Source organism: Plantibacter lichenum (assembly GCF_050587525.1).
Classification (GTDB): Bacteria; Actinomycetota; Actinomycetes; order Actinomycetales; family Microbacteriaceae; genus Plantibacter.
In genome coordinates this window covers 172,667-193,496 of the sequence record NZ_JBOBFT010000010.1, presented here as the reverse complement: position 1 = coordinate 193,496, position 20,830 = coordinate 172,667, and the positions used below count along the sequence as shown (strand labels likewise).

18 protein-coding genes are annotated in these 20,830 nt (G+C 66.7%); 7 read left to right on the top strand and 11 right to left on the bottom strand.

Features of this window, described 5'->3' with window-relative positions:
• Positions 1–43: 43 nt before the first annotated feature.
• The 8 genes from ACQ3HB_RS14925 to ACQ3HB_RS14890 all read right to left on the bottom strand — a co-directional run bounded on the left by ACQ3HB_RS14925 (position 44) and on the right by ACQ3HB_RS14890 (position 8,783).
• Positions 44–1,537, bottom strand: coding sequence for a catalase (locus ACQ3HB_RS14925; protein WP_430920967.1), 1,494 nt, complete (start codon positions 1,535–1,537; stop codon positions 44–46).
• 8 nt (positions 1,538–1,545) lie between these two features.
• Entirely contained in the window at positions 1,546–1,995 is a 450-nt protein-coding gene (locus ACQ3HB_RS14920; protein WP_430920966.1) for a Fur family transcriptional regulator, read from the bottom strand.
• A 147-nt stretch (positions 1,996–2,142) separates the two neighbouring features.
• Positions 2,143–3,324 (bottom strand): cation:proton antiporter, encoded by a 1,182-nt coding sequence (locus tag ACQ3HB_RS14915; RefSeq protein WP_430920965.1) that lies wholly within the window; start codon positions 3,322–3,324, stop codon positions 2,143–2,145.
• A gap of 186 nt (positions 3,325–3,510) precedes the next feature.
• Positions 3,511–3,864 carry a DUF7882 family protein gene (locus ACQ3HB_RS14910; protein ID WP_430920963.1) on the bottom strand — a complete coding sequence of 118 codons (354 nt, stop codon included), beginning with the start codon at positions 3,862–3,864 and terminating at the stop codon, positions 3,511–3,513.
• Positions 3,864–4,253, bottom strand: coding sequence for a DUF7882 family protein (locus ACQ3HB_RS14905; protein WP_430920961.1), 390 nt, complete (start codon positions 4,251–4,253; stop codon positions 3,864–3,866). Before ACQ3HB_RS14905 ends, ACQ3HB_RS14910 begins: the two co-directional genes overlap by 1 nt.
• A gap of 202 nt (positions 4,254–4,455) precedes the next feature.
• Complete coding sequence (locus tag ACQ3HB_RS14900) at positions 4,456–5,067, bottom strand: hypothetical protein (RefSeq protein ID WP_430920959.1); 612 nt, start codon at positions 5,065–5,067, stop codon at positions 4,456–4,458.
• Positions 5,068–5,079: 12 nt separating this feature from the next.
• Positions 5,080–7,131 carry a primary-amine oxidase gene (locus ACQ3HB_RS14895; protein ID WP_430920958.1) on the bottom strand — a complete coding sequence of 684 codons (2,052 nt, stop codon included), beginning with the start codon at positions 7,129–7,131 and terminating at the stop codon, positions 5,080–5,082.
• Between the two features lie 173 nt (positions 7,132–7,304).
• On the bottom strand, positions 7,305–8,783 hold the full coding sequence (locus ACQ3HB_RS14890) for an APC family permease (protein WP_430920956.1): 1,479 nt from the start codon (positions 8,781–8,783) through the stop codon (positions 7,305–7,307).
• Between the two features lie 201 nt (positions 8,784–8,984).
• Here ACQ3HB_RS14890 and ACQ3HB_RS14885 point away from each other — a divergent pair, with 201 nt between their 5' ends.
• Together ACQ3HB_RS14885 and ACQ3HB_RS14880 are read left to right on the top strand one after the other, a co-directional pair.
• A complete protein-coding gene (locus ACQ3HB_RS14885) occupies positions 8,985–10,562 on the top strand; it encodes an APC family permease (protein ID WP_430920954.1) in 1,578 nt (525 codons plus the stop codon).
• Complete coding sequence (locus ACQ3HB_RS14880; RefSeq protein ID WP_430920953.1) at positions 10,559–11,284, top strand: IclR family transcriptional regulator; 726 nt, start codon at positions 10,559–10,561, stop codon at positions 11,282–11,284. The genes ACQ3HB_RS14885 and ACQ3HB_RS14880 overlap by 4 nt, the downstream gene beginning before the upstream one ends.
• A gap of 104 nt (positions 11,285–11,388) precedes the next feature.
• Here the strand turns inward: ACQ3HB_RS14880 and ACQ3HB_RS14875 are convergent, their stop codons facing one another.
• The 3 genes from ACQ3HB_RS14875 to ACQ3HB_RS14865 all read right to left on the bottom strand — a co-directional run bounded on the left by ACQ3HB_RS14875 (position 11,389) and on the right by ACQ3HB_RS14865 (position 15,104).
• Positions 11,389–13,311, bottom strand: coding sequence for a glycerophosphodiester phosphodiesterase family protein (locus tag ACQ3HB_RS14875; protein WP_430920952.1), 1,923 nt, complete (start codon positions 13,309–13,311; stop codon positions 11,389–11,391).
• A gap of 108 nt (positions 13,312–13,419) precedes the next feature.
• On the bottom strand, positions 13,420–14,100 hold the full coding sequence (locus ACQ3HB_RS14870) for a DUF47 domain-containing protein (protein ID WP_430920951.1): 681 nt from the start codon (positions 14,098–14,100) through the stop codon (positions 13,420–13,422).
• A 116-nt stretch (positions 14,101–14,216) separates the two neighbouring features.
• Positions 14,217–15,104 carry an inorganic phosphate transporter gene (locus ACQ3HB_RS14865; protein WP_430920949.1) on the bottom strand — a complete coding sequence of 296 codons (888 nt, stop codon included), beginning with the start codon at positions 15,102–15,104 and terminating at the stop codon, positions 14,217–14,219.
• 193 nt (positions 15,105–15,297) lie between these two features.
• Here ACQ3HB_RS14865 and ACQ3HB_RS14860 point away from each other — a divergent pair, with 193 nt between their 5' ends.
• From ACQ3HB_RS14860 to ACQ3HB_RS14840, 5 genes are all read left to right on the top strand, one after another.
• Positions 15,298–16,608, top strand: a complete 1,311-nt coding sequence (locus ACQ3HB_RS14860; RefSeq protein WP_430920947.1) for an ABC transporter substrate-binding protein — start codon at positions 15,298–15,300, stop codon at positions 16,606–16,608.
• A gap of 233 nt (positions 16,609–16,841) precedes the next feature.
• The gene (locus ACQ3HB_RS14855; protein ID WP_430920945.1) at positions 16,842–17,786 is read left to right on the top strand and encodes a carbohydrate ABC transporter permease; all 945 of its coding nucleotides are present in this window, start codon (positions 16,842–16,844) and stop codon (positions 17,784–17,786) included.
• Positions 17,783–18,601: a carbohydrate ABC transporter permease gene (locus tag ACQ3HB_RS14850; RefSeq protein ID WP_430920943.1), complete on the top strand. Its 819-nt coding sequence runs from the start codon at positions 17,783–17,785 to the stop codon at positions 18,599–18,601. The genes ACQ3HB_RS14855 and ACQ3HB_RS14850 overlap by 4 nt, the downstream gene beginning before the upstream one ends.
• Entirely contained in the window at positions 18,598–19,908 is a 1,311-nt protein-coding gene (locus tag ACQ3HB_RS14845; RefSeq protein ID WP_430920941.1) for an extracellular solute-binding protein, read from the top strand. Before ACQ3HB_RS14850 ends, ACQ3HB_RS14845 begins: the two co-directional genes overlap by 4 nt.
• A 98-nt stretch (positions 19,909–20,006) precedes the next feature.
• On the top strand, positions 20,007–20,732 hold the full coding sequence (locus ACQ3HB_RS14840; RefSeq protein ID WP_430920939.1) for a heme utilization protein: 726 nt from the start codon (positions 20,007–20,009) through the stop codon (positions 20,730–20,732).
• The last annotated feature ends 98 nt before the right edge of the window (positions 20,733–20,830 follow it).

Sequence of the window (20,830 nt, the reverse complement as noted above, 5' to 3'; positions counted from 1 at the left end):
TCATGTTCACTCGCCGTTCGGCGAGCGGGTTCTGGTGGTTCGCCTAGTCGGCGACGCCCACGTACTCGGCCTGCTCGTCGGCGGTCTGCGTGCCCGATTCGAGGTTCGTGCGGAGCGCCTGACCGAGGTTCGCATCGACGCTCGTCCAGTAGGCGATCGCGCGCTCGCGGATGACGGAGCTCTGCACGCCGCTCACCGCGCCGGTGATCGTCTCGAGGAAGCGCGCCTTGGCGGCATCGCTGAAGACCTCGCGGTAGAGCGTTCCCGCCTGACCGAAGTCATCGTCCTCGGCGTGGAGCGCGGCGGCCGAGCGGAGCAGCGCACCATCGGACTCCCATGTGCCCGCACCCGCGCGGACCTCGTCGGCGACGGGGCCACCGAAGGAGTTCGGCGCGTAGACGGGTGCGCCGGCGGGCTTGAACCCGTGGCGTGCGCTGCCGTCCTGCGAGTAGTTGTGGACCGGCGCGATGGGCGCGTTCACGGGGATCTCGTTGTAGTTGGCGCCCACGCGGTACCGCTGGGCGTCCGGGTAGGAGAACACGCGGGCCATGAGCATCTTGTCGGGGCTGATGTCGATGCCGGGAACCGTGTTGGCCGGCGAGAACGCCGCCTGCTCGATCTGCGCGAAGAAGTTCTCCGGGTTGCGGTTGAGCGTGTGCACGCCGAGCTCGATGAGCGGGTAGTCCGTGTGCGGCCAGATCTTCGTCAGGTCGAACGGGTTGTACCGGTAGTCCTTGGCATCCTCGTACGGCATGACCTGCACGGAGACCTTCCAGGAGGGGAACTCGTCGCGCTCGATCGCTTCGTAGAGGTCGCGGCGGTAGTAGTCGGCATCCGCACCGGCGATGGCCTCGGCCTCGACGCCGTCCATCTCCTCGTTGCCCTGCAAGGCGTGGAAGTGGTACTTGACCCAGAAGCGCTCGCCGGCCGCGTTGATCCACTGGTAGGTGTGCGAACCGTAGCCGGGCATGTGGCGCCACGACCGCGGGATGCCGCGGTCGCCCATGAGGTACGTGACCTGGTGTGCGGACTCGGGCGAGAGCGTCCAGAAGTCCCACTGCATGTCGGCATCGCGCAGGCCGGAACCGGGGAGACGCTTCTGCGAGTGGATGAAGTCGGGGAACTTGATGCCGTCGCGGATGAAGAAGACGGGCGTGTTGTTGCCGACGATGTCGTAGTTGCCCTCGGTCGTGTAGAACTTGACCGAGAAGCCGCGGACGTCGCGCCAGGTGTCCGGCGAGCCCTGCTCGCCGGCGACGGAGGAGAACCGCTGGAGGGTTTCCGTCTTCGCGCCGGGCTGGAAGACTGCCGCGCGGGTGTACGCGGAGACGTCGCCCGTGACGACGAACTCACCGAACGCGCCGCCGCCCTTGGCGTGGACGATCCGCTCCGGGATGCGCTCGCGGTTGAACTGGGCGAGCTTCTCCACCAGGTATCGGTCGTGCAGAGCGATCGCGCCGTCAGTTCCTGCGCTCAGCGAGTGAGCATCGCTGGCGACCGGGGATCCGGTTTGGCTGGTGGTGTAGTTCTCCGACATGTGTCTCCTTAGTGGTGTTCCACGGGCGACGAGATCTCCGCCGCGCGCTGCTGGCACGCCGGGCAGAGTCCCCAGAAGGTGACCTCCGCCGTCGTGAGCGAGTACCCGGCCGTGGTCGACGGCTCCAGGCATGGTGCATGACCGACCACGCAGTCGACGTCCGCCACCGCTCCGCACTCCGTGCAGACGAGGTGGTGATGGTTGTCGCCGATCCGTCGTTCGTACAGCGCGGGAGAACCTGCCGGTTCGATCTTCCGGAGCAGTCCCGCTCGGGACAGGTCCCGGAGCGCATTGTGCGTGGACTGCAGTGACGTGCCGGGGAGTGCGCCCCGGACGCGCTGGTAGATCGAGTCGGCGTCCGAGTGCGGAAGCGTGTCCAACGCTTCCAGGACGGCGATTCTGCCCGCGGTGACGCGCAGCTCGGCTGCACGCAACTGTTCGACGGGAGTGATGGTCATGGCTTCACCCTAACACTGTTTTGAATGACTCAAAATAACGGATGTGATATTCCCAGTCTTCCAGGACGCACGCCCAGACCTCCGTCTTCGTGCAAGAAGTGCCATGGAAAACGGGCGTATTGCACGAAAACGGAGGTCTGGGGTCGGCTAGCTCGAGTGTGGGGCCACCTTCGGCCGCTGCAGCAACGCGATGAGCGGGAACAACAGCACCGACACCATCCCGGCGCCCACGAGTGACGCGGCCGTCGCGGACGACAGGATCCCGCTGTCCGTGCCGATGGCGGTGACCGCGACGATGATCGGCAGACCGGTCGCGCTGAACAGGACGATCGCGCGTTTGTCGGCCGGAGACGACCCCTTCGGTGCGGCGAGCAGTCCGGGGAGGCCGCGCACGAGGAGCAGGAGCAACGCGAACACCGGGACGAGCAGCATCGCCGTCGGGTCCTTCAGGAGCGCTTGCAGGTCGAAGGTGACACCCGTGCTGATGAAGAACACGGGCACGAGGAAGCCGAACGCGACGGCCTCGATCTTGGTCTCGACGATCTCACGGTCCGCGGCCGGAGCGCTCGACACGAGGACTCGCCACAGCACACCGGCGGTGAACGCGCCGAGCAGCATGTCGAGGCCGAGCACGATGCTGAGCGCAACGAGCGCCGCGATGAAGAGGAGCACCAGACGGACCGCGAATTGACCGCTCGTGTGGAGGGTCGCGCCCACGAGCCGGTGGAGTGCCGAGTGCGGTCCGCGAGACGCCCACCAGATCGCTGCGACCGCGACCACGACGAAGACGAGGAGGACGATCGTCGACGGGCCGGGAGCACGACCGCTCAGGAAGATGGAGATCGCGATGAGCGGACCGAACTCGCCCGCCGCGCCGATCGCGGTGACCGCGAGACCGAACGGCGTCCGGAGCTCGCCGGCATCGCGGAGCACGGGCATGATCGTGCCGAGTGCGGTCGAAGCGAGAGCGATCCCGATGATGACCCCGGCGGAGGCGTCCGGAGCGATCAGCAGACCAGCGGCGACGCCCGTGGCGAGCGAGATGACCCAGCCGAGCGCGGCCCGCTTGAGCGGTCTGCCCCTGATCGCGGAGAAGTTGATCTCGCTGCCAGCCATGAAGAACAGCATCGCGAGGCCGAGGTCGGCGAGGGTCGACGTGAACTCCGAGGGGCGGATCCAGCCGAGGAGCGCGGGTCCGAGGAGCATGCCGAGGAGGATCTCGAACACGACGAGCGGGATCTTCGCGACCTTGCCGATGAGCGCCGCGATGATCGGGGCCACGACGGCGACCGCGGGGATCAGGATGAGTGCGAGCGGTTCGGTGTCCATGTCCGTCTGGTCCTCTCATCGCCCGGTCGCCGGGATGGGACCACCCTAGTGATGCGAGCGACCACACGAGAGGAGGAGAACAGCACGACAGGAGGGTCCCGTGTCCGATGCGTCCTGCTGCGGCGCTGTTGTCCTGCGGTGGGGCAAGTCAGCGGTGGGGCGGCGGAGTCGCGCCAGGCGAACGGGTCAGTTGCCGGCGACGGGCGCGTCCGCGGCGGCCTGCTGCGCGGCGACGTGCGCCTCGAAGTCGGCCTCACTCGTGATCTCCGTGCCCGGGACGCTGTAGGACTGGTCGATCATGTGGTTCAGCCAGGCACGATTGATGAGCGGGGTCCGTGAACCGTCGAATCGGAACGACAGCGGGATGCCCTCGTCCACCCAGATCGAGACGCGTCCGGAACCGTGCTCCGGCTCGACCGTCCAGCTGAGCATGAAGCCCTCGCGCTTGCGGAGCTTCGCCGCGATGAGGAGCTGGACGTGAGCGAGGACGCGATCGTCGAGCTCCGCCGCGTTGTTGGCGCCGTATCTGAACGAGCCCATCAGACGACTGCCCGTTCGGTGGTCGTGGCGCGCGAGATGGCGGCCACGGCAGGCGTCTCCGGCGACTCGACGACGGGCCGCTCGGCGACACCCGGCTCTGCGGTGATCTGCAGGTCGCCTGAGCGGTTCGACGCTTCCATGAGCGCTTCGAGCCATTCGCGGTTGAGGGCCGGGCGTTCGGCCTCCTCGAACTGGAACTCGAGCGGGATGGACGGGTGCACCCAGAGTGAGACGCGGCCGGCCGGACCGTCTTCATCGGCACGCTGCCAGGAGAGCAGGAACGACTCCTGGCGGCGCAGCTTCATCACCACGATCGACTTCAGGTGCGCCAACGTTCGATCGTCGAGGTGGAGCTGGCGTTCGCCCGAACCGTAGATGATGGTTCCCATGTCAGACCTCGTTCGCGTGCGGTCGCTCTGCTGATGCGAGAGTGATATTGGCTGGTCCAGTGCACGCGTGAACGCGACTTTCGTCAAGCGGGGTCTGGGCCGGACAACTGGCTCGATTCTATGTCGAATCATCGACATCCGTTGCTTGACTGTCGTCCAGTTTCATCCCGGACCCGTTTCAGCTGCGAAGGCTCGAGAAGGGTCAGACGGCGAGGGCGAAGGCCATTGCGGTGAGGGAAAGGGCCATGCTCGTGAGTTCGACGGCGGGGAGGATGCGACGGGAACGCACGGCCGAGGCGGTGAGCCATGCCGTGAAGGCGGTGTAGGAAGCGACTGCCGCAGCGACGATGACGCCGAACGTGCCGGCTCCGGCAGCGCCATGATGCGTGACGGAAGAAGGTGTGCCGAGGGCGGCATGCGATCCGTGTGACGCCATCGCCACGAGCATCGTCGCCATGACGAGCAAGCCGAGAGAGGTGTGCACGAGCATGAGGCGATGCTGTCGCTCGGCGGTGACGGTGACGGTGGCGACGGCGGCCGGAGTCTCGGTGTCGGCGCCGATGTCGGCGGTCGCCGCGGTCGCCGAGCTCGCCCCGACCCCGCGCAACCGCGCGGCCGAGACGATCCCGACCGCCACGAGCACCGCGCCCCACACCAGAGGGTGCAGGAGCGCGGCGCCCGTGGCGGCGTCGATCATGGCCGCGAGCATCACGATGGCGGCGACGAGGTCGACGATCCCGCGTCGGCCTCCCACTGTGCAGCATGCACCGACGGCGGCGGGGAGGAGCGCCCCGAGGTGCAGTGCCTCGACCATGATCGCGGGTCCTCAGTACTGGTCGTGCGAGTGACCGGCGTGGTCGTCGTGCGCGGCCGCATGGCCACCGTGACCCGCGTGCGCATCGCCGTCGTGTCCGTGCGAGCACGCGTGGACGGGCTCACTCGCCGGCACGTTCATCGCGGGGTTCTTCCCGAAGAAGCCGTACGGCTTGAGCGTGAACTTCGCGTAGTCGACGGGCATCACCGGCCAGTCCTCCGGCCGCGGGAAGTGCGTGGGCCCGAAGGTGTGCCAGAGCACGATGTCCTCGCCGTCGACGGATGCGTCGTCGGCGATGTACTTCGTGATGCCGTCCCCGCCCGGGTTCTGGTGCACGAAATCGCCGGCCGCGTAGCGCTCCGCCGGGTCGTACTGCGTCACGAACAGGTGCTTCGTCGCGAACTCGGCGCGCTTGGCGATCGAGGACGACGGGTCAGCCATCATCGTCGGTGCATCCTGCGGGTAGAGCACGTATCCGGTCGGCCGGCCCATTCGGTTGGTCTGCTCGGTGTTGACGATGTGCCAGGCGCGGCCGACGGAGGCATCGGCCGTCCGCCCGGACGTCGCTTCGCTCGTGAGCCGGGTGACCTGCTTCGTGAACGCGTTGCCGTGCTCGTTGCCCGGTCCGATCGGCACCCGGACCGCGTCGACCTCGTCGACCGCGTTCGAGACGCCGTCGACCATCATGTCGAGCCGTGCGCTGAACAGGTGCTGGTGGTACGGGCCGCCGAGTCCTGGCGCGACCTCCGACGCGTACGGGTAGTCGTTGCCGTCCTCGTCGAGTCCCGGGTACGCGGAGGTGAAGAGGATGCCGGTGAGCTTCGATTCGCACTCGATCGTGCCGTCGAGGTACAGGTACCAGTAGAAGCCGTAGTCGTAGTTGCCGACCGTCGTGAAGAACGAGATGACGAGGCGACGCGACCGGCGCACCTCGTTGGATCCCGTGAACATGTCACTGTGCTTCCAGAGCGTTCCGAAGTCCTCCTCGTGCATGCAGATGCCGTTCTCGATCGTGAACGGGTTGCCGAGCTCGTCGGCGAGTGTCGCATCGAAGTACTGGATCTCGCCGACGCAGTCGCAGCCGAGGGCGAGCGAGTTGGTGAAGCGGCCGAAGAGGTATTCGCCGGTGTCGAAGTAGTTCTGCCAGAACCGCACGGGTGACGGGTCGCCGTAGGGGACGAGCATCTCATTGATGGAGGCGCGGTAGATGATCGGCCGGTCGGTGCCGGCGTCGTTGAACGACAGCTGACGGAGGACGAGGCCTTCGCGGGTGTCGAAGCCGATCTGGAACTTCCAGTTCGCCCACTCGACGAACTCGCCGTCGACCCGGAAGCTCGGACCTTCCGGCTGGGTGATGACGATGGGCTTGAGGGTGGTCAGCGGCTCGCCCTGCACGGCCAGGTCGTCGAAGTTGCCCGACTCGGCGGGGATCGCGAGCGGCGTCGCATCGACGAGTCGCGTGATCTTCCGCGCGGCCGTATCGACGTAGGCGCTCAGCCCGTCGACCGGATGCGCCCACGGGTGGTCCTCCGGGTAGTCCTGGCGGAAGGCGAGCACGCGCACGATGCGGCGGCCCGCCTCCTCGGGGAAGTCGTAGTATCCGGCGGACAACGGGACCACGACGACCTGGTCGACCGTGCACCCGCGGGAGGCGAGCGCATCGACCCACGCGGGGTCCTCTGCGACGATGTCGGCGACCGCTTCGAACTCCTCGATGAGGATCGGCAGCTGTCCGGTGGAACCGTCGAGCAGGTGCGAGGTCGTGACGGCTCCCGCGTCGAGGGACACGATGTTGTCGGTCGATGCGCCCGTCGCCATGTCGAGCAGCATGACCCGCGCGTTCCGTTCCGGGAGCGGAGCTGTTCCGTCCTGCCAGGCGAGGACCTCGCGCTTGTGCGGTTCCTCGAGGCCCACGTACGCGAATCGCGTCGTCGGGGTGAAGGGGGCGGAGGCGGTGACGATGTCGCGGATGCGCTCGAACTCCGCCGCCGTGAGGCTCGTGAGCGGGTGCTGCGATGACGTCTGCTCGGTGCCGCCGGTGATCGTGGGGTCGGTGATGGTCATGGGTGGTGCTCCTTCACGGGGTGGTTGCGGTGCGGGCGGTCGATGCCCTTCGACAGGCTCAGGGACCGGGGAGGGTGCGGGCGGTCGATGCCCTTCGACAGGCTCAGGGACCGGGGAGGGTGCGGGCGGTCGATGCCCTTCGACGGGCTCAGGGACCGGGACTAGGGGCCGGCTCAGTCGGAGATGGCGTCCATGATGTTGCTGTAGACGGCGGGCCTCGTCCGCTTCAGGACGGCCGCTTGGACGAGCCCGAAGACGGGGCAGATCACGATGAGGGCCAGGAGGACGGCGCTCACGAGGCCGAAGCTCGGAGCCCCGGACGCATTCACATCGCCGACGAGCATCGGGAAGTTCGCGGTGATGACCACGGCCGCCCCGACGAGCCCGATGAAGCCGAGCCCGGGCGCGATCACCGTGTTCCACAGTCGTTTGTCCTGCCTGGTTCGGGCGAAGTAGACGATCACTGCGAGGCTCGTGACGGCCATCAGGATCGCGATCGCGAGCGTCGCGACTCCGGCGAACCAGGTGAAGACCTGCAGGACGGGATCGAGGCCGAGGACCGCGAAGACGACGATGAGGACGGCCGCCGTGATGCTCTGCACGAGCGAGGACGTGTGCGGCGAGAGGTGCTTGTGGTGCACGCCGCCGAGCCGTCCGGGGAGGACACCCGCATTCGACATCGAGTGCTGGTACCGCGTGATGACGTTGTGGAAGGACAGGACGCACGCGAACATGCTCGTGATGAGGAGCACGTTGATGACCGCCTCGCCGACCGGGCCGAGGTACATGAGCGTCGTCTTGAGGATCATCGCGCCGGGGTCGTCGCCCGCGATCTTCACGACCTCGTCCGGCCCCCACGCCATCACGAGCGCCCAGGAGGCGAGGGTGTAGAAGACGCCGATGCCGATGACGGCGATGTACGTCGCCCGCGGGATGGTGCGTGCAGGGTCCTTCGCCTCGTCGCGGAAGATGGCCGTCGCTTCGAAGCCGATGAACGCGGCGATCGCGAACATGAGGCCGATGCCGGGAGATCCGGAGAAGACGTGCGACGGTTCGAACGGTGCCGCGGAGAGTCCCGTCGCGCCGCCCCGGAAGACGACGGCGGCGACGAGGATCAGCACGATCCCGACCTCCGCGACGAGGAGGATGCCGAGCACCTTCGAGCTGAGGTCGATGTGCCGGTACCCGAGGAAGCCGACGATCGCGATGCCCGCGAGCGAGTACAGGTACCAGGGGATCGTCGGTCCGCCGAGGCCGGCGACGGTCACGCTCAGGAGGTAGCCGATGTAGCCGTGCACCGAGACCTGGATGGCCGTGTAGGTGAGGAGGGCGAGGAACGCTGTCGCGAGGCCGGCCGGTTTGCCGAGGCCGTAACCGACGAAGGTGAAGAACGCGCCGGGCTTCGGGACGTGGCGGGTCATCGCCGCGAGGCCGACGGCGAAGAGGAGGAGGACGACCGCGGAGATCGCGTACATGCTGGGGAAGCCGACGCCGTTGCCGAGCAGGATGCCGAGGGGTGCCGCACCGCCGACGACGGTGAGGGGTGCAGCGGCGGCGACCACCATGAAGACGATGGCGGTGACGCCGAGGGATCCGGTGAGCGCCCGGGTGGGCTGTCCCGCGACGGCGGCGGGGTCTTTCGTGACGGTCATGGGGTGATCTCCAGGGTTCGGTGGTGCCGGTCGATCGGGGATGGCATCAGCATCGTCCTCGGCTGTTGCGCCGCCGTCTCGACGGGGTAACACCCTCCGCACGACGAATGAGACGATGCGGAACCCCTGTCTCATTTGACGGTCACGAACGCGAAACACGGCCGCCACGCCGGTGCAATGCGGGCGGCCTACGCTTGCGGCATGACGGCCCTCGAGCGTGCGATCAGCAATCCGCCGATGGTCCACGGCCTCGACTCCAGGTCCCCCGTGGACGGCCTCGACCGCCGTAGCGTCGGCTTCGTCGACGTGCTCGCCCAATCGGTCTCGGCCGTCGCGCCGTCCGCCGCTGCGACGACCATCCCGCTCCTCGTCACGGTCACGGCGGGTGGCGCGACCGTGTGGTCCCTCGCGACGGCCATGCTCATCTCCCTCCTCGTCGCAGGCACCGTGAACGTCTTCACGAAGCGCATCGCCGCGACCGGCTCGCTCTACACCTTCGTGTCGAAGGGGCTCGGAACCGGCGCGGCGTTCGTCGCGGGCGTCGCGCTCCTCATCGGCTACGGCTTCATCGCGATGTTCGCGCTCGCCGGAGCGGGCTACTACCTCGCGATCCTGCTCCACCGGTTCTGGCCGGGGATGCCGGGGTCCTCGCTCGTGGTGGCGGTGTTGATCGTCGCGATGGCCGCCGTCTGCCTCGTCGTGCTCGTGCGTGGCATCCGGGTGTCGACCAGGGTGACCCTGCTCGTCGAGTCCGCTTCCGTCGCGATCGTCCTCGTGCTCGTCGGAGTCCTGCTCAGCCGGTTCGGGCCGACGATCGAGTGGTCGGCGTTGACCGTCCACGCGGATCCGGCGAACTTCGCCGTCGGTGCCGTACTCGCGATCACCGCGTTCGTGGGCTTCGAGAGCTCCGCGACCCTCGGCGTCGAAGCGCGGCGCCCGTTCGCGAACATCCCACGTGCCATCGGCTGGACCGTCATCGTCTCAGGGCTGCTCTACCTCGTCACCTCCTACAGTCAACTCGTCGGGTTCGCGGGCCTCGGCCTTGACCTCACTGCGAGCGCGAGCCCCATCAACGACCTCGCGACCGCGTACGGGGTCGAGTGGATGGGGCTGCTCCTCGACGTCTCGGTCGCCGCGTCCTTCCTCGCGTGTGCGATCGCGTCCGTCACTGCGCTCGTCCGGGTCCTGTTCTCGATGGGACGTGAAGGCGTCCTGCCGTCGCGATTCGGTCGCACGCATCGTCGCTTCCATACGCCGCACGTCGCGATCCTGGTGGCGATGCCCATGGTCACGGTGGTTCCGATCGTCGCGATCGCGGTGGGCAGCGGGGTGTGGGCGGCGATGCAGGTGCTCATCGTGGTCGCCGCCGCGGGCTACATCACGGCGTACATCCTCGTGTGCGCGGCGGCTCCCGTCTTCCTCAGGCGGATCGGTGAGGCGACCGCCTGGCCCGTGGTGCGTGCGCTCGCGGCCGGTGCCCTGCTCGCCGTCGCGCTCGTCGTGTACCTCGTCGTGGAGTTGGGAACGGATCGCGCTGTGGGCGTGTGGGTGTTCCTCTGCTCGATGATCGCGGGCGTCTGTGTGTGGGCCGTCCGACACCTGCGGAGACCGTGGTTGAGTTCGACGGTCGGCGTCTTCGACGTGACGGTGCTGGGGGACGTGCTCGGCGGTTCCGGTTCCGGTTCCGGTGTCGGCAGGGGTGGGGCCAGTGGCCGGGACGATGGTGGGGCCGGTGTCGGAGATCACGCAGGGGGCGGCTCGCCGGCGGCCCCGCGATGAGTGGGGCGGGCGATCTCCGCGCCAGACAGCCCAAGGCGATCCACAGCGCCCTCGCGGTGCTCGAGGAGGTCGCCCGATGCGGTGCGGGGGTCACCGCGCAGGAGGTCTCCGCCGGACTCGACATGCCTCGGGCGACGACGTATCGGCTCCTCAATCTCCTCGTGCAGGACGAGTACCTCGTGCGGATGCCGGATCTCCGCGGGTTCGCGCTCGGGCGGAAAGTCGTGGAGCTCGCCCATCTCGTCGCCCCGGCTCCACCTCCGCAAGCCGCACGAGACGTCATGGGCCGAATGCGTTCGAGCGTCCGCGGTGGCGTCCATCTGGTCCGGTACGAGGGTGAGCGCATCCGCATCGTCGACCCGGATCCGGACTTCCCGTTGAGCGATGAGGCGCGGATCGTCCGGCATCTGGACGCGTCCGCGATCGGCCGGCTGCTCCTGCGGGAGCTCGTGTCGGGTGGCCAGGACTGTTCCGGCCTGGTCGCTTCGCCGTCGGTCGATGTGAGGGCGCTCGTGGACGACGTCGAGCGGCTCGGCTACGCGCGGCAGTCCGGTGAGCTCACCCCGGGGTACGGCTGTCTCGTCGTTCCGATCCGCGACGACCGTGGCGGGCTGGTCGCCGGTCTCTCGCTCTCGGCCCCGTCGATCCGTGTGGAGCAGCCGGCCGACCTCCTCGATCTGATGCTCGACGGCTCTCGGCAGCTCGCGCCCCTGCTCGTGTGAGCCCTGCTTGCAGGCAGCTCGAGGGCAGGAGAACAGCCCGACAGCAGGGCGGATCCGGAGCTCCGTCCTGCTGCGGGGGTGTTCTCCTGTGGCCAGGATGGCGCCTAGGGGTTCGGCGCCAAGGCCCACTGCGTCCAGGTGTCGGTCGCCTCGGCCGCCGGCACGACGTTCGTGACCCCGTATGGCAGACCTCCGTAGAGCGCGCCGCCTGCGGTGAACGACAGGTACCGGCCGTGCTGGTCGCGGAACCGACCCTCTCGGGTCATGGTCCAGAGAGCGCGTTCATCAGCAGCCTGGATTCCGCAGGGAACCCAATCCACCGTGCCCGAGGCGTTCGGATCCGACGAGGCAGGCGAAGTGAGGCAGTATCCGCCGGGCTCGTACGATCGGATCTCCATTCGACCGTCGCTGAGGACGCGAGTGACCATTCGATCGGAGTACCCGTCGCCCTGCGCCGTCCCGTTGCCGCAGTTGTACACCCAGCCGTAGGTGGGGGCGCCCCAACCGAGCTTCTGATTCCACAGGCATGCGGTGCCGCCCCACCACCCGGCCCACTCGCCGCCCCAACCCATCAGCTTGATCTTCGGCCGATCGGGCAGAGGCACGTATCCGAGATCCCAGGACAATCGTGAGTTCATGGCTGCGGGCGGTGGGTAGGTGCGGGGTGTGGTGACTGTGGACAGCTCGCCTCGAGCCCGATAGAACGTGTCGATCGAATCTGCATCATCCGTCGTCAAGACGTTGAAGCCGATACTGCGCTGCCAGGCAAGGTTCATCCGGAGCTCGGCGATTTCGTGGGCTGTATCACTCTGCTGGAGTCGATCCTGCAGCTGGAAGCAGCACGTCGAGTCATTCTGGTAGTACGCCTCAGTCACCGGCATCGTCTCATTCTTGCCCGGGATGACGTTCGGCACGCTCGCGTCGCGCAGACGATCGGTGCGCCAGAGGATGTAGTCGGGGATCGGCACGAAATTCCCGAGTGCTTTCCGGTTGGCTTTCACGACCATCGCCATCTCCGCCATCGTGCCTTCGCTCGTGTTCGCAGTGGTCAGCGACGTCGGAGCGGCGTAGTCGCCCTGGGAGCTGGCTTTCATCTCGGTATGAACGAAGTCAGAGGAGTCCTTGACGAGGACTTCGACGCTCTGGACGAGGCTTCCGGGCTGGTTGGCCCATTGGGCGACGGACCGGGTCGCGTTTGATTCGTAGGATTGTCCGGGCACGTTCGGGACGCTGTACGGCAGATTGTTGATGCGATCGGCCATGCGTGGGGCCATCATCGGAGCCGTTCGGATGTTCTGGGTGATGCCGGCTCGTCGGAGGGCTTCGAAGAAGTCCGTAGGGGTGGGGTACGTGCTCATCACGATCTTCAGGATGACGCGTTTGATCAACTCCGCCTCGGGATGAAGCGCCGCGACGTCCTGGATGACGGCGGCCGTTGGAATGATGCTCGCGCCGTCCTTCACTTCCAGGTAGAGGATCGACTGGCCGTCGTGAGTCAGGTAGTCCTCGAGCAGCTCGCGGATTGTTGGCACCGAGTGCTCGGTGGGCCGCCTCGTCGCCGTGTTCACGAGCCGTTTCGTCTTCACCTGGGCCAGTGTCAGCTCGCTCAGAAGCTGGTTGGGCCCCTGGAGAGAGAGCGGGTCGAATCCGGGCTCGAGCATCTTGCCGACGTGTGCGTCGTGGAATGCGACGAGCTCGCCGTCCTGCGTCGGTCGGACGTCCGTCTCGATCCCGGCACGGCAGTACTGATAGGACGTGTGGAACGCCGCGAGGCTGTTCTCCGGGCGCTCGGCGGTGAAGTCCGCGCGGTGCCGAAGCGTCATGACTGTGTCGGAAGTCACCCCGATCACGTTCGACTGCGCTTCGTACTGCTGCTGCCACGTGGGGCACCACCCCGATCGGTCGGGCTCTGAGACACCGATGGGCTGTGTCGCCCCGGCACTTCCCCCGGCGAATCCCGCGAGCGCGGCGAGTGTGCCGATGAGTGCACCCGCAATCGAACGGCGGATGGTTCTGTGTCTCGTCATGTGCTCTCCTGCTTCGTCATCGAACTCATCAGGTATATCAGGTGCGCTTCGCACTGGAGGAGAGTTATCCACAGGGTGGATGTGCATGCTCGGACAGCGAGCGAAGCCCTACATCGTGCGCTTGATCTGCCCGTCGAGGAGGGCGTCGGCCGCTTCGACGAGTCGCAGTGAGACGACATCGAGACGCCGCAACGCCTCTCGTCGTTTGAGCGTGTCCATCGTCAGTTCGCCGTCGAAGATCTCCGCGAGACCGTGCTGATAGTGGGATCGAACGCCCTTCGCAGCTTTTCGTGCGGCGAGCAGATGGCCTTGTGAAGCGGGAAGCCGGATGGAACGGACGCCCTCTTGGAGGTGAACGAGTGCGTCGGCGATCGCTTCCAGAGCATCTGCGCCGCCAGCAGGGATCCGGACCTGCCAGAGGTCGAGTTCTCGGATGAAGTCGCGAACATTGTCGAGGACGTCGTCGATCGATCTGGACGCGCGGAAGATGTCTTCCCGGTCGAGGGGTGTTGTGAGTGAACTCGACATGTGGTCGATGAGCCGGGCTCGCGCTGAGTCGCCGCGGTGCTCGATCTCCGCCATCTCGCTCCGGCCGGTTTCACTCACCGGTGGAGTGCCCGACACTGGTGCGGAAGCGAGGTCGGGGCCGGCTTCGAGTGCGTCGCCCGGCCCCGCGCACACCTGTCTGGCGAGGGCGACGCCCGCGATCGTGTGGTCGATCTGTCGGAGGAGCAGTTCGGGGATCGTGCGGCGTTTGCGGTGTCGGAGGCGGTCGGAGAGTCGGCTCATGGGTCTTGCCTTTCAGGGGTGAATGGAATCCGGTCATGCGAATCGGGCGGTCAGAGACGCTCCAGGAGCAGCGTCAGCCCGTACGCGATCCCTGCGGCGACGGGCAGCGACCACAGTCAGGAGAGCATGATGCGGGCAACCGGGATCCAACGGAGCGCTCGCCAGCCGCGCGTGAGGCCTGCCCCGACGACGCCGCCGACGGTCGCTTGCGTCATGCTCATCGGAGTGCCTGCTGCGGCCCCGGCGGTGACCACGATCGCCGCGGACGTTTGGGACCAGAGGGACTGGGTGGGGCTGGGGGAGCTCGCCCCGTGCCGGAGTGCTCGTCCTGAACGGCGGAGTCCGATGAACGTTCCCGTGCCGAAGAGCAGGACGCCCGCGGCAATGAGTGCTGGGGATCGTGCGGTCGACGCGACGGATCCGCCGCTCGCGAGGGTGATGAGGAACAGCACCTTCTGGCCGTCGTTCGCCGAGTAGGCGAGTGCGAGTGCCCCGAACACCGTCTTCCGGGCGCCGGCGAGGACCGCGTCGGCTCGGGCTGGACCGAGGTGCAGGGGGAGGCGTGCCAGCCACCAGGCGAGCACGGCGGCCATGACCGGCGCCACCATCGCGATGGTGAGGACCGTGGCGGTGCGCCGCACGTCGACTGCGCTGTCGGTCGCCATCGCGGTCCCTGCGAGCGCTCCGACGATCGCGAGCGTGATGCTGTTGGGCGCAGACAGGAGTACCGACAGGGTGATCGTCGCGATGATCGCCAGGAGGAATGCCAGAAGTCCCGCTCGTGACGTCGATGGTCCGGCGGCCAGTGCGTGCAATGAATCGGCCACGTGATGGACGCCAAGCAGTGGAAGCAGGGGAAGTATCGCGATGAGCAGCACGGGAGCCCAGGCGCCTGCGCCGCGCGACGTCGACTGCGCGAGGGCAGCGAGAGGGGAGCCATCATTCCTCCCGGTCAGGAGCACGATCACGGCCGCTGCCGCGGCTGCCGCGAATGTCCAATCCATCGAGTCCCTCCCGTTCGGTCGTGTGAACAAATCCTCGTAGCATAAGGCAAATGAACCCTTATTGACATGTTTGCCGCTAACATTGCAGATTATCGAACGGGCCAATAACGTAGCTGCCACTTCCGCCACAACCATCGCCCTCGTCGAAGAGGGCCCGCGTCCTCGTTCGAGGACTGACCCAAGGAGCAGTGACATGCAACGCAGCAGCATCCTCCCCGTCACCGTCGGTCTGGGGCTCAGCGCAGCCCTTCTCGCGGGGTGCTCCGGCGCGCCGCCGGCCTCGTCCGGCCCGGTGAACATCGACTTCTGGTACTCGGTGACCGGTGTGCCGGCAGACACGCTCGTCGCTCTCGTCGACGAGTTCAACGCCGGCCACGACGGCGTGACCGTGAACCCGATCTTCCAGGGGCTCTACGAGGAGTCGATGGCGAAACTCACGAATGCGGTCCAAGGTGGGGACCTCCCGGCGGTCATCCAAGGGGGCGACACCTTCTCGACCTACCTGCGCGACAGCGGGCTGACTGTTCCGCCGGGTGAAGTGAAGAACCTCGACGGGAAGACGTTCGACGATTCCGACCTCGTCCCCGGCAACGCGAACTACTACACCTTCGACGGTGAGCTCTCCTCGATCCCGATCATGGTGTCGCACCCCGTCGTCTTCTACAACCGAGCCGTGCTCGAGGCGGCGGGCATAGACCCGTCGAAAGCGCCGTCGACGCTCGGGGAGCTCTTCGATATCGCCGCCGCGGCGCATCAGTCCACGGGAGGTGCCGGCCTCACCTCGCACATCAATCCGTGGTGGGCGGAGCAGTTCGCGGCATCCGCCGGCGTCGAGTACTGCACGCAGGACAACGGGGTCGGTTCCGAACCGGCGACAGGTTTCACCTACACGACAGATCCTCAGATCGCTGCGTGGAAGCGTGTCCAGGAACTCGTCCAGAGCGGTGCGATGCTGAACGTCGGGACCGATGGCGACGCAGCGCTGAAGGCATTCGTCACGGGGCAGTCTGCGATCGTGCTGCAGTCGTCGCGAGTGTACGGAGACGCGCTCGCCGCAGCCGACTTCGAGTTCGGTGCCTGGCCGCTCCCCATCGACTCGTCGGAGGGCGGTGTCGTCCCCGGTGGCAACTCGGTGTGGCTGGTGAAGGAGGGCAACAACGACCAGGAGCTCGCCGCAGCTGCCTCCTTCGCCGAGTTCCTCGCGTCGCCGGACGCTCAGCGTCGCATTTTCGAGGAGACCGGCTATCTGCCCAGTTCCGTGAGGGCGCTCGAGGCTCTCGACGGAACGCTGGCACCGACGCAGAGTGTGATCCTGAAGCAGCTCGAGGATGCGAATGAATCCATGGCCAGCGCTGGTTGCCACGCCGGTGCTCTCGGCGAGGCTCGGTCGCTCGTGACGAGTGCGATCGAGGAGATCTACGCCGGGGTCGATGTCGCCGAGGCGCTCACGAAAGCGCAGCTCGCCGGCAACAAGGCGATCGAGGAGTACAACGTGCGCCGATGAGCAGGCCGGGGCGGCGGGGTGGAAGCCTCGCCGCTCGTTGGTCTGTTCACCCATAACCAACGTCTGTTATTTCTGTATCTTGCATTGCATATTGGGAACCATCGAACTAGGGTAACTGCAATTGCGGACGCGCTCTCGCAATTCTGCGATGTGCGTGCGGACGCGCTCTCGCAGCCGGGCCCATCACCGGAACCTGCAACGAACACACTCACCGTCGAGACCGAGGAGCACCAATGAAGCTGACCACCGTTGCGAGCGAGATCAGGGACGCCGACCCACCTGGGCGTCCTCGAACGCTTCGACGCCGAAGGAGACCACTGTTCTGGGCCTGGATCGCGCTTGCCCCCGTGACCGTCCTGTTGCTGTCGTTCAGCTACGCACCGCTCGTGAACACCTTCGCGCTGTCGTTCCAGAAGACCGACCTCTTCGGCCGTGCGGCCGGATTCATCGGGCTCGACAACTACGTGAGCATGTTCGAGGACCCGGAACTCCACCGGACGCTCACGACCACCCTCGTCTTCGTGATCCTCACGGTCGCCGGCAAGCTCGCCGTCGGGCTCGCCCTGGCCGTGCCCCTCGCGAAACGCCTTCGCGGTACGACGTTCGCGAGGGTGACGGTCCTCATCCCGATGGCCGTGTCCGCGGCCGTCGGCGGTCTCGCCTTCCGCGCGATGATGACGCCGCACATCGGCATCCTCGACCAGGTCGCGATTGCGCTGACGGGCAGTCCTGCCGGCTGGATCACAGAACCGACGATGGCGATGGTGTCGATCGTCATCGTCGAGGTGTGGACGTCGCTCGGTTTCGTAACCCTCATCCTCATCGCCGCGATCGACATGATCCCCGTGGACGTGGAGGAGGCGGCCTCTGTCGACGGGGCGGGATGGTGGAGACGACTCCGGTCGATCACCTTCCCCCTCATCACACCGACGCTGTTCTTCCTCGTCGTGACGCAGTCGGCCGGCGCCATCCGAGAGTTCACGGTCATCAGCATCGTCACGAGCGGCGGTCCCGGCGGAGCCACGAAGACGCTCGTATTCGACATCTGGGCGAAGGCGTTCAGCGGAACGGCCGACTACGGAGCCTCGTCCGCGCGCGGCATCGTCCTTCTCGTGATCATTGCGATCATGACCGCGATCCAGTTCCGATGCCTTGAGCGGAAGGTCACCTACTCGTGAATGCCAGACTCGCCCGTTTCTCGATCATCGGCTACCTCGCGATCGTCTCCTTCCTCGTCATCCTGCCGGTCGTCTACGTGCTGTTCGCGGCGTTCCGCCCCGGCCAGGCCATCACGGGAACGATCGCGGACATCCTGCCGACGGGGTTCTCCTTCGAACACTTCGAGGACGCACTTCGTCGGGCGCCCCTCGTCCAGCAAATGTTCAACTCGGCGGTCGTCACCATCGCTCAGACCGGAGCGCAGGTCCTGACCGCGCTGCTCGCGGCCTACGCGCTCGTGTTCGGAAGGCTCCGACGACCGGCGATCATGTTCGGGTTCATCCTCATCACGATGATGATCCCGGGCGAGACGACACTCGTGTCCAACTACCTGACGATCCAGTCGCTCGGGCTCTTCGACACCATCGTCGCGATGTTCCTGCCCTATTTGGTCTCCGCGTACAACGTGTTCCTCCTCCGGCAGACGTTCCTGTCCTTCCCGAAGGAGATCCACGAGGCAGCCGTCGTCGACGGCGTGCGACCGATGTCGTTCCTGTTCCGATTCCTCGTGCCGCTCAACGGGCCGACGGTCGTGACCGTGACGCTGCTGTCTGCGATCGGCGCGTGGAACGGCTATCTCTGGCCACTCATCGTCTCGCAGAGCCCCGACATCCGGACCGTCCAGGTGGGGATCAAAATCCTCACCGATGAATCCGGAGCGGACATCGGCGCGTCCCTCGCCGGCGTGCTCATCGCCGTCGTCCCCACCATCGTCCTCGTGATCGCGGGGCAACGATTCCTTGCAAAAGGACTCACTCAAGGAGCAGTGAAATGAAACGAAATCGCATCGCCCCCGCCGCCGTCGGTCTGGGGCTGTCCGCAGTACTCCTGGCCGGCTGTGCCGGTACTCCGGAGAAACCGGCCGGTCCCGTGAAGATCGACTTCTGGTACTCGGCGACGGGCGTTCCGGCCGACACGCTCGTGGCGCTCGTGGACGAGTTCAACCAGAGTCACGAGGACGTCACGATCAATGCGATCTTCCAGGGCCAGTACGAGGAGTCGATGGCGAAGCTCGCGAATGCCGTCCAAGGTGGTGAGCTCCCGGCGATCATCCAGGGCGGAGACACCTTCTCGACCTATCTGAAGGACAGCGGTCTGACGGTGCCGCCGGGCGAGGTGAAGAACCTCGAGGGAAAGACCTTCGACGACTCGGACCTCGTTCCGGTGCTCGCGAACTACTACACCTTCGACGGAGAGCTCTCGTCGATCCCGATCATGGTGTCGCAGCCCGTCATCGTCTACAACACGGCGGTCCTCGAGGCAGCGGGCATCGACCCGGCGAAGCCGCCGAAGACGCTCGACGAGCTCTTCGACGTCGCGACGAAACTGCACGGGGCGTCCGGCAAACCGGGGTTCACCACCTTCATCGACCAATGGTGGCCAGAACAGTTCTCGGCGTCAGAGGGCATCGCGTACTGTACGCCGGACAACGGGGTCGGCTCCGAAGCCGCGACGGGATTCTCGTATGCGAGTGATCGGCAAGTCGCGATCTGGCAGCGGATGCAGGACCTCGTGACGAGCGGTGCAATGCTCAACGTCGGAAGCGACGGCGGCGCTGCGCTCAACGCGTTCGTGGCGGGGGAGGCCGCGCTCATGCTTCAGTCCTCGCGCATCTACGGCGATGCGAAGAAGGCAGCCGGGTTCGAGTTCGGTGCGTGGCCGCTGCCCATCGGCTCGTCCAAGGGCGGAGCCGTCCCCGGCGGTAACTCGGTGTGGCTCGTCAAAGACGGCAACAGCGACGCTGAACTGGCTGCTGCCGCATCGTTCGCCGAATTCCTCGCCACTCCGGAATCGCAGAGTCGGATCTTCGAGGAGACCGGCTACCTGCCGAGCTCGACCACAGCGCTCGATGAGTTGGGCGACACCGTGACACCGACCCAGGAGGTGTTGCTCGAACAGCTGAAGAACACTACCGACTCGGTCGCGAGTGCGGGATGCCACACCGGTGCGATGGGTGAGGCGCGCAAGCTCGCGAAGAGCGCGGTCGAAGAGATCTTCGGCGGGGCCGATGTGAAGACCGCCCTGATGAAAGCACAGGACGGCGGTGACAAGGCCATCAAGGAATACAACGTCCGCAAGTGACGCCCTGGTGGGGCGGGCTCGGAGCCCAAGGTCCGCCCCACCACCCAGTCGAGCCGCTCGACCGCTGTCCAGTTCACCCCCTCACGGAATGACTCACGATGACCTCTCTTCCTTCCACTCAGCCGCCCGTCTACGGCGTCTTCCTCCGCCCGGATGCGCGCACGTCCACGGCCGTCTCGACGATCACCTTCCTCGTCGAACGGCAGTTCGGGCTCGTCTCGGCCGGTGCCTACCCTCCCCATGCGACGCTCGCCGGCTCGGTCCCGATGCTGGCGGACGAGGCCGACATCATCGCGGCGCTCGACCCCGTCCTCACGGATCGTCCGGGCTTCCCCGTCCACAACGGCGGGATCGCCACACGATCCGCCATCGGCTACGACGTCGACCGTCTGGCCGACGGCAGCGTCAACGAACCGCTCCACAGCCTCGCCGTCGACGTCAATGCCGCTCTCGAACCACTCGTCGTGCCCCTCGACGGATACCTCGTGAAGGAGTTCAGAGCGGATCACTTCCGCGCTCATCTCTCACTCGCCTCGCACGAACTCATGGTGTGGCCCGAGCGGCAGGCGGAGGTGGATGCCTTCATCCGGCAACTCGACATCGCGCCCTCGACCGACTTCACCGCGGAGTACGTCTCGATGTACCGCTTCCAGTCCGACGACTGGTCCGGTCACTGGTGGAACAGCCTCGAATGGGAGCCCGTCCACACGTGGAACCTGACGAGCGAAGCGGCCGGCGCCAGCGTCGCAGACGCCCCCGAGCTCATCCGCGGCGGCTGCCCGCACGGCTGCGACGGCTGCGGGCGGACGGAGGGCTGTCGGTAGAGTTGACGGAACGTGCGACCGGTGATCGGCTCGCGTCGACGGGCGATTCCGGAGGGCATATGGCGGCCGACGAGTTCACAGATCGCCCGGCTTCGCCA

Bases quoted from the DNA above. Each gene is read 5' to 3' on its own strand.
- ACQ3HB_RS14925 (WP_430920967.1), bottom strand. From the start codon at position 1,537: ATGTCGGAGAACTACACCACCAGCCAAACCGGATCCCCGGTCGCCAGC.
- ACQ3HB_RS14920 (WP_430920966.1), bottom strand. From the start codon at position 1,995: ATGACCATCACTCCCGTCGAACAGTTGCGTGCAGCCGAGCTGCGCGTC.
- ACQ3HB_RS14915 (WP_430920965.1), bottom strand. From the start codon at position 3,324: ATGGACACCGAACCGCTCGCACTCATCCTGATCCCCGCGGTCGCCGTC.
- ACQ3HB_RS14910 (WP_430920963.1), bottom strand. From the start codon at position 3,864: ATGGGCTCGTTCAGATACGGCGCCAACAACGCGGCGGAGCTCGACGAT.
- ACQ3HB_RS14905 (WP_430920961.1), bottom strand. From the start codon at position 4,253: ATGGGAACCATCATCTACGGTTCGGGCGAACGCCAGCTCCACCTCGAC.
- ACQ3HB_RS14900 (WP_430920959.1), bottom strand. From the start codon at position 5,067: ATGGTCGAGGCACTGCACCTCGGGGCGCTCCTCCCCGCCGCCGTCGGT.
- ACQ3HB_RS14895 (WP_430920958.1), bottom strand. From the start codon at position 7,131: ATGACCATCACCGACCCCACGATCACCGGCGGCACCGAGCAGACGTCA.
- ACQ3HB_RS14890 (WP_430920956.1), bottom strand. From the start codon at position 8,783: ATGACCGTCACGAAAGACCCCGCCGCCGTCGCGGGACAGCCCACCCGG.
- ACQ3HB_RS14885 (WP_430920954.1), top strand. From the start codon at position 8,985: ATGACGGCCCTCGAGCGTGCGATCAGCAATCCGCCGATGGTCCACGGC.
- ACQ3HB_RS14880 (WP_430920953.1), top strand. From the start codon at position 10,559: ATGAGTGGGGCGGGCGATCTCCGCGCCAGACAGCCCAAGGCGATCCAC.
- ACQ3HB_RS14875 (WP_430920952.1), bottom strand. From the start codon at position 13,311: ATGACGAGACACAGAACCATCCGCCGTTCGATTGCGGGTGCACTCATC.
- ACQ3HB_RS14870 (WP_430920951.1), bottom strand. From the start codon at position 14,100: ATGAGCCGACTCTCCGACCGCCTCCGACACCGCAAACGCCGCACGATC.
- ACQ3HB_RS14865 (WP_430920949.1), bottom strand. From the start codon at position 15,104: ATGGATTGGACATTCGCGGCAGCCGCGGCAGCGGCCGTGATCGTGCTC.
- ACQ3HB_RS14860 (WP_430920947.1), top strand. From the start codon at position 15,298: ATGCAACGCAGCAGCATCCTCCCCGTCACCGTCGGTCTGGGGCTCAGC.
- ACQ3HB_RS14855 (WP_430920945.1), top strand. From the start codon at position 16,842: ATGAAGCTGACCACCGTTGCGAGCGAGATCAGGGACGCCGACCCACCT.
- ACQ3HB_RS14845 (WP_430920941.1), top strand. From the start codon at position 18,598: ATGAAACGAAATCGCATCGCCCCCGCCGCCGTCGGTCTGGGGCTGTCC.
- ACQ3HB_RS14840 (WP_430920939.1), top strand. From the start codon at position 20,007: ATGACCTCTCTTCCTTCCACTCAGCCGCCCGTCTACGGCGTCTTCCTC.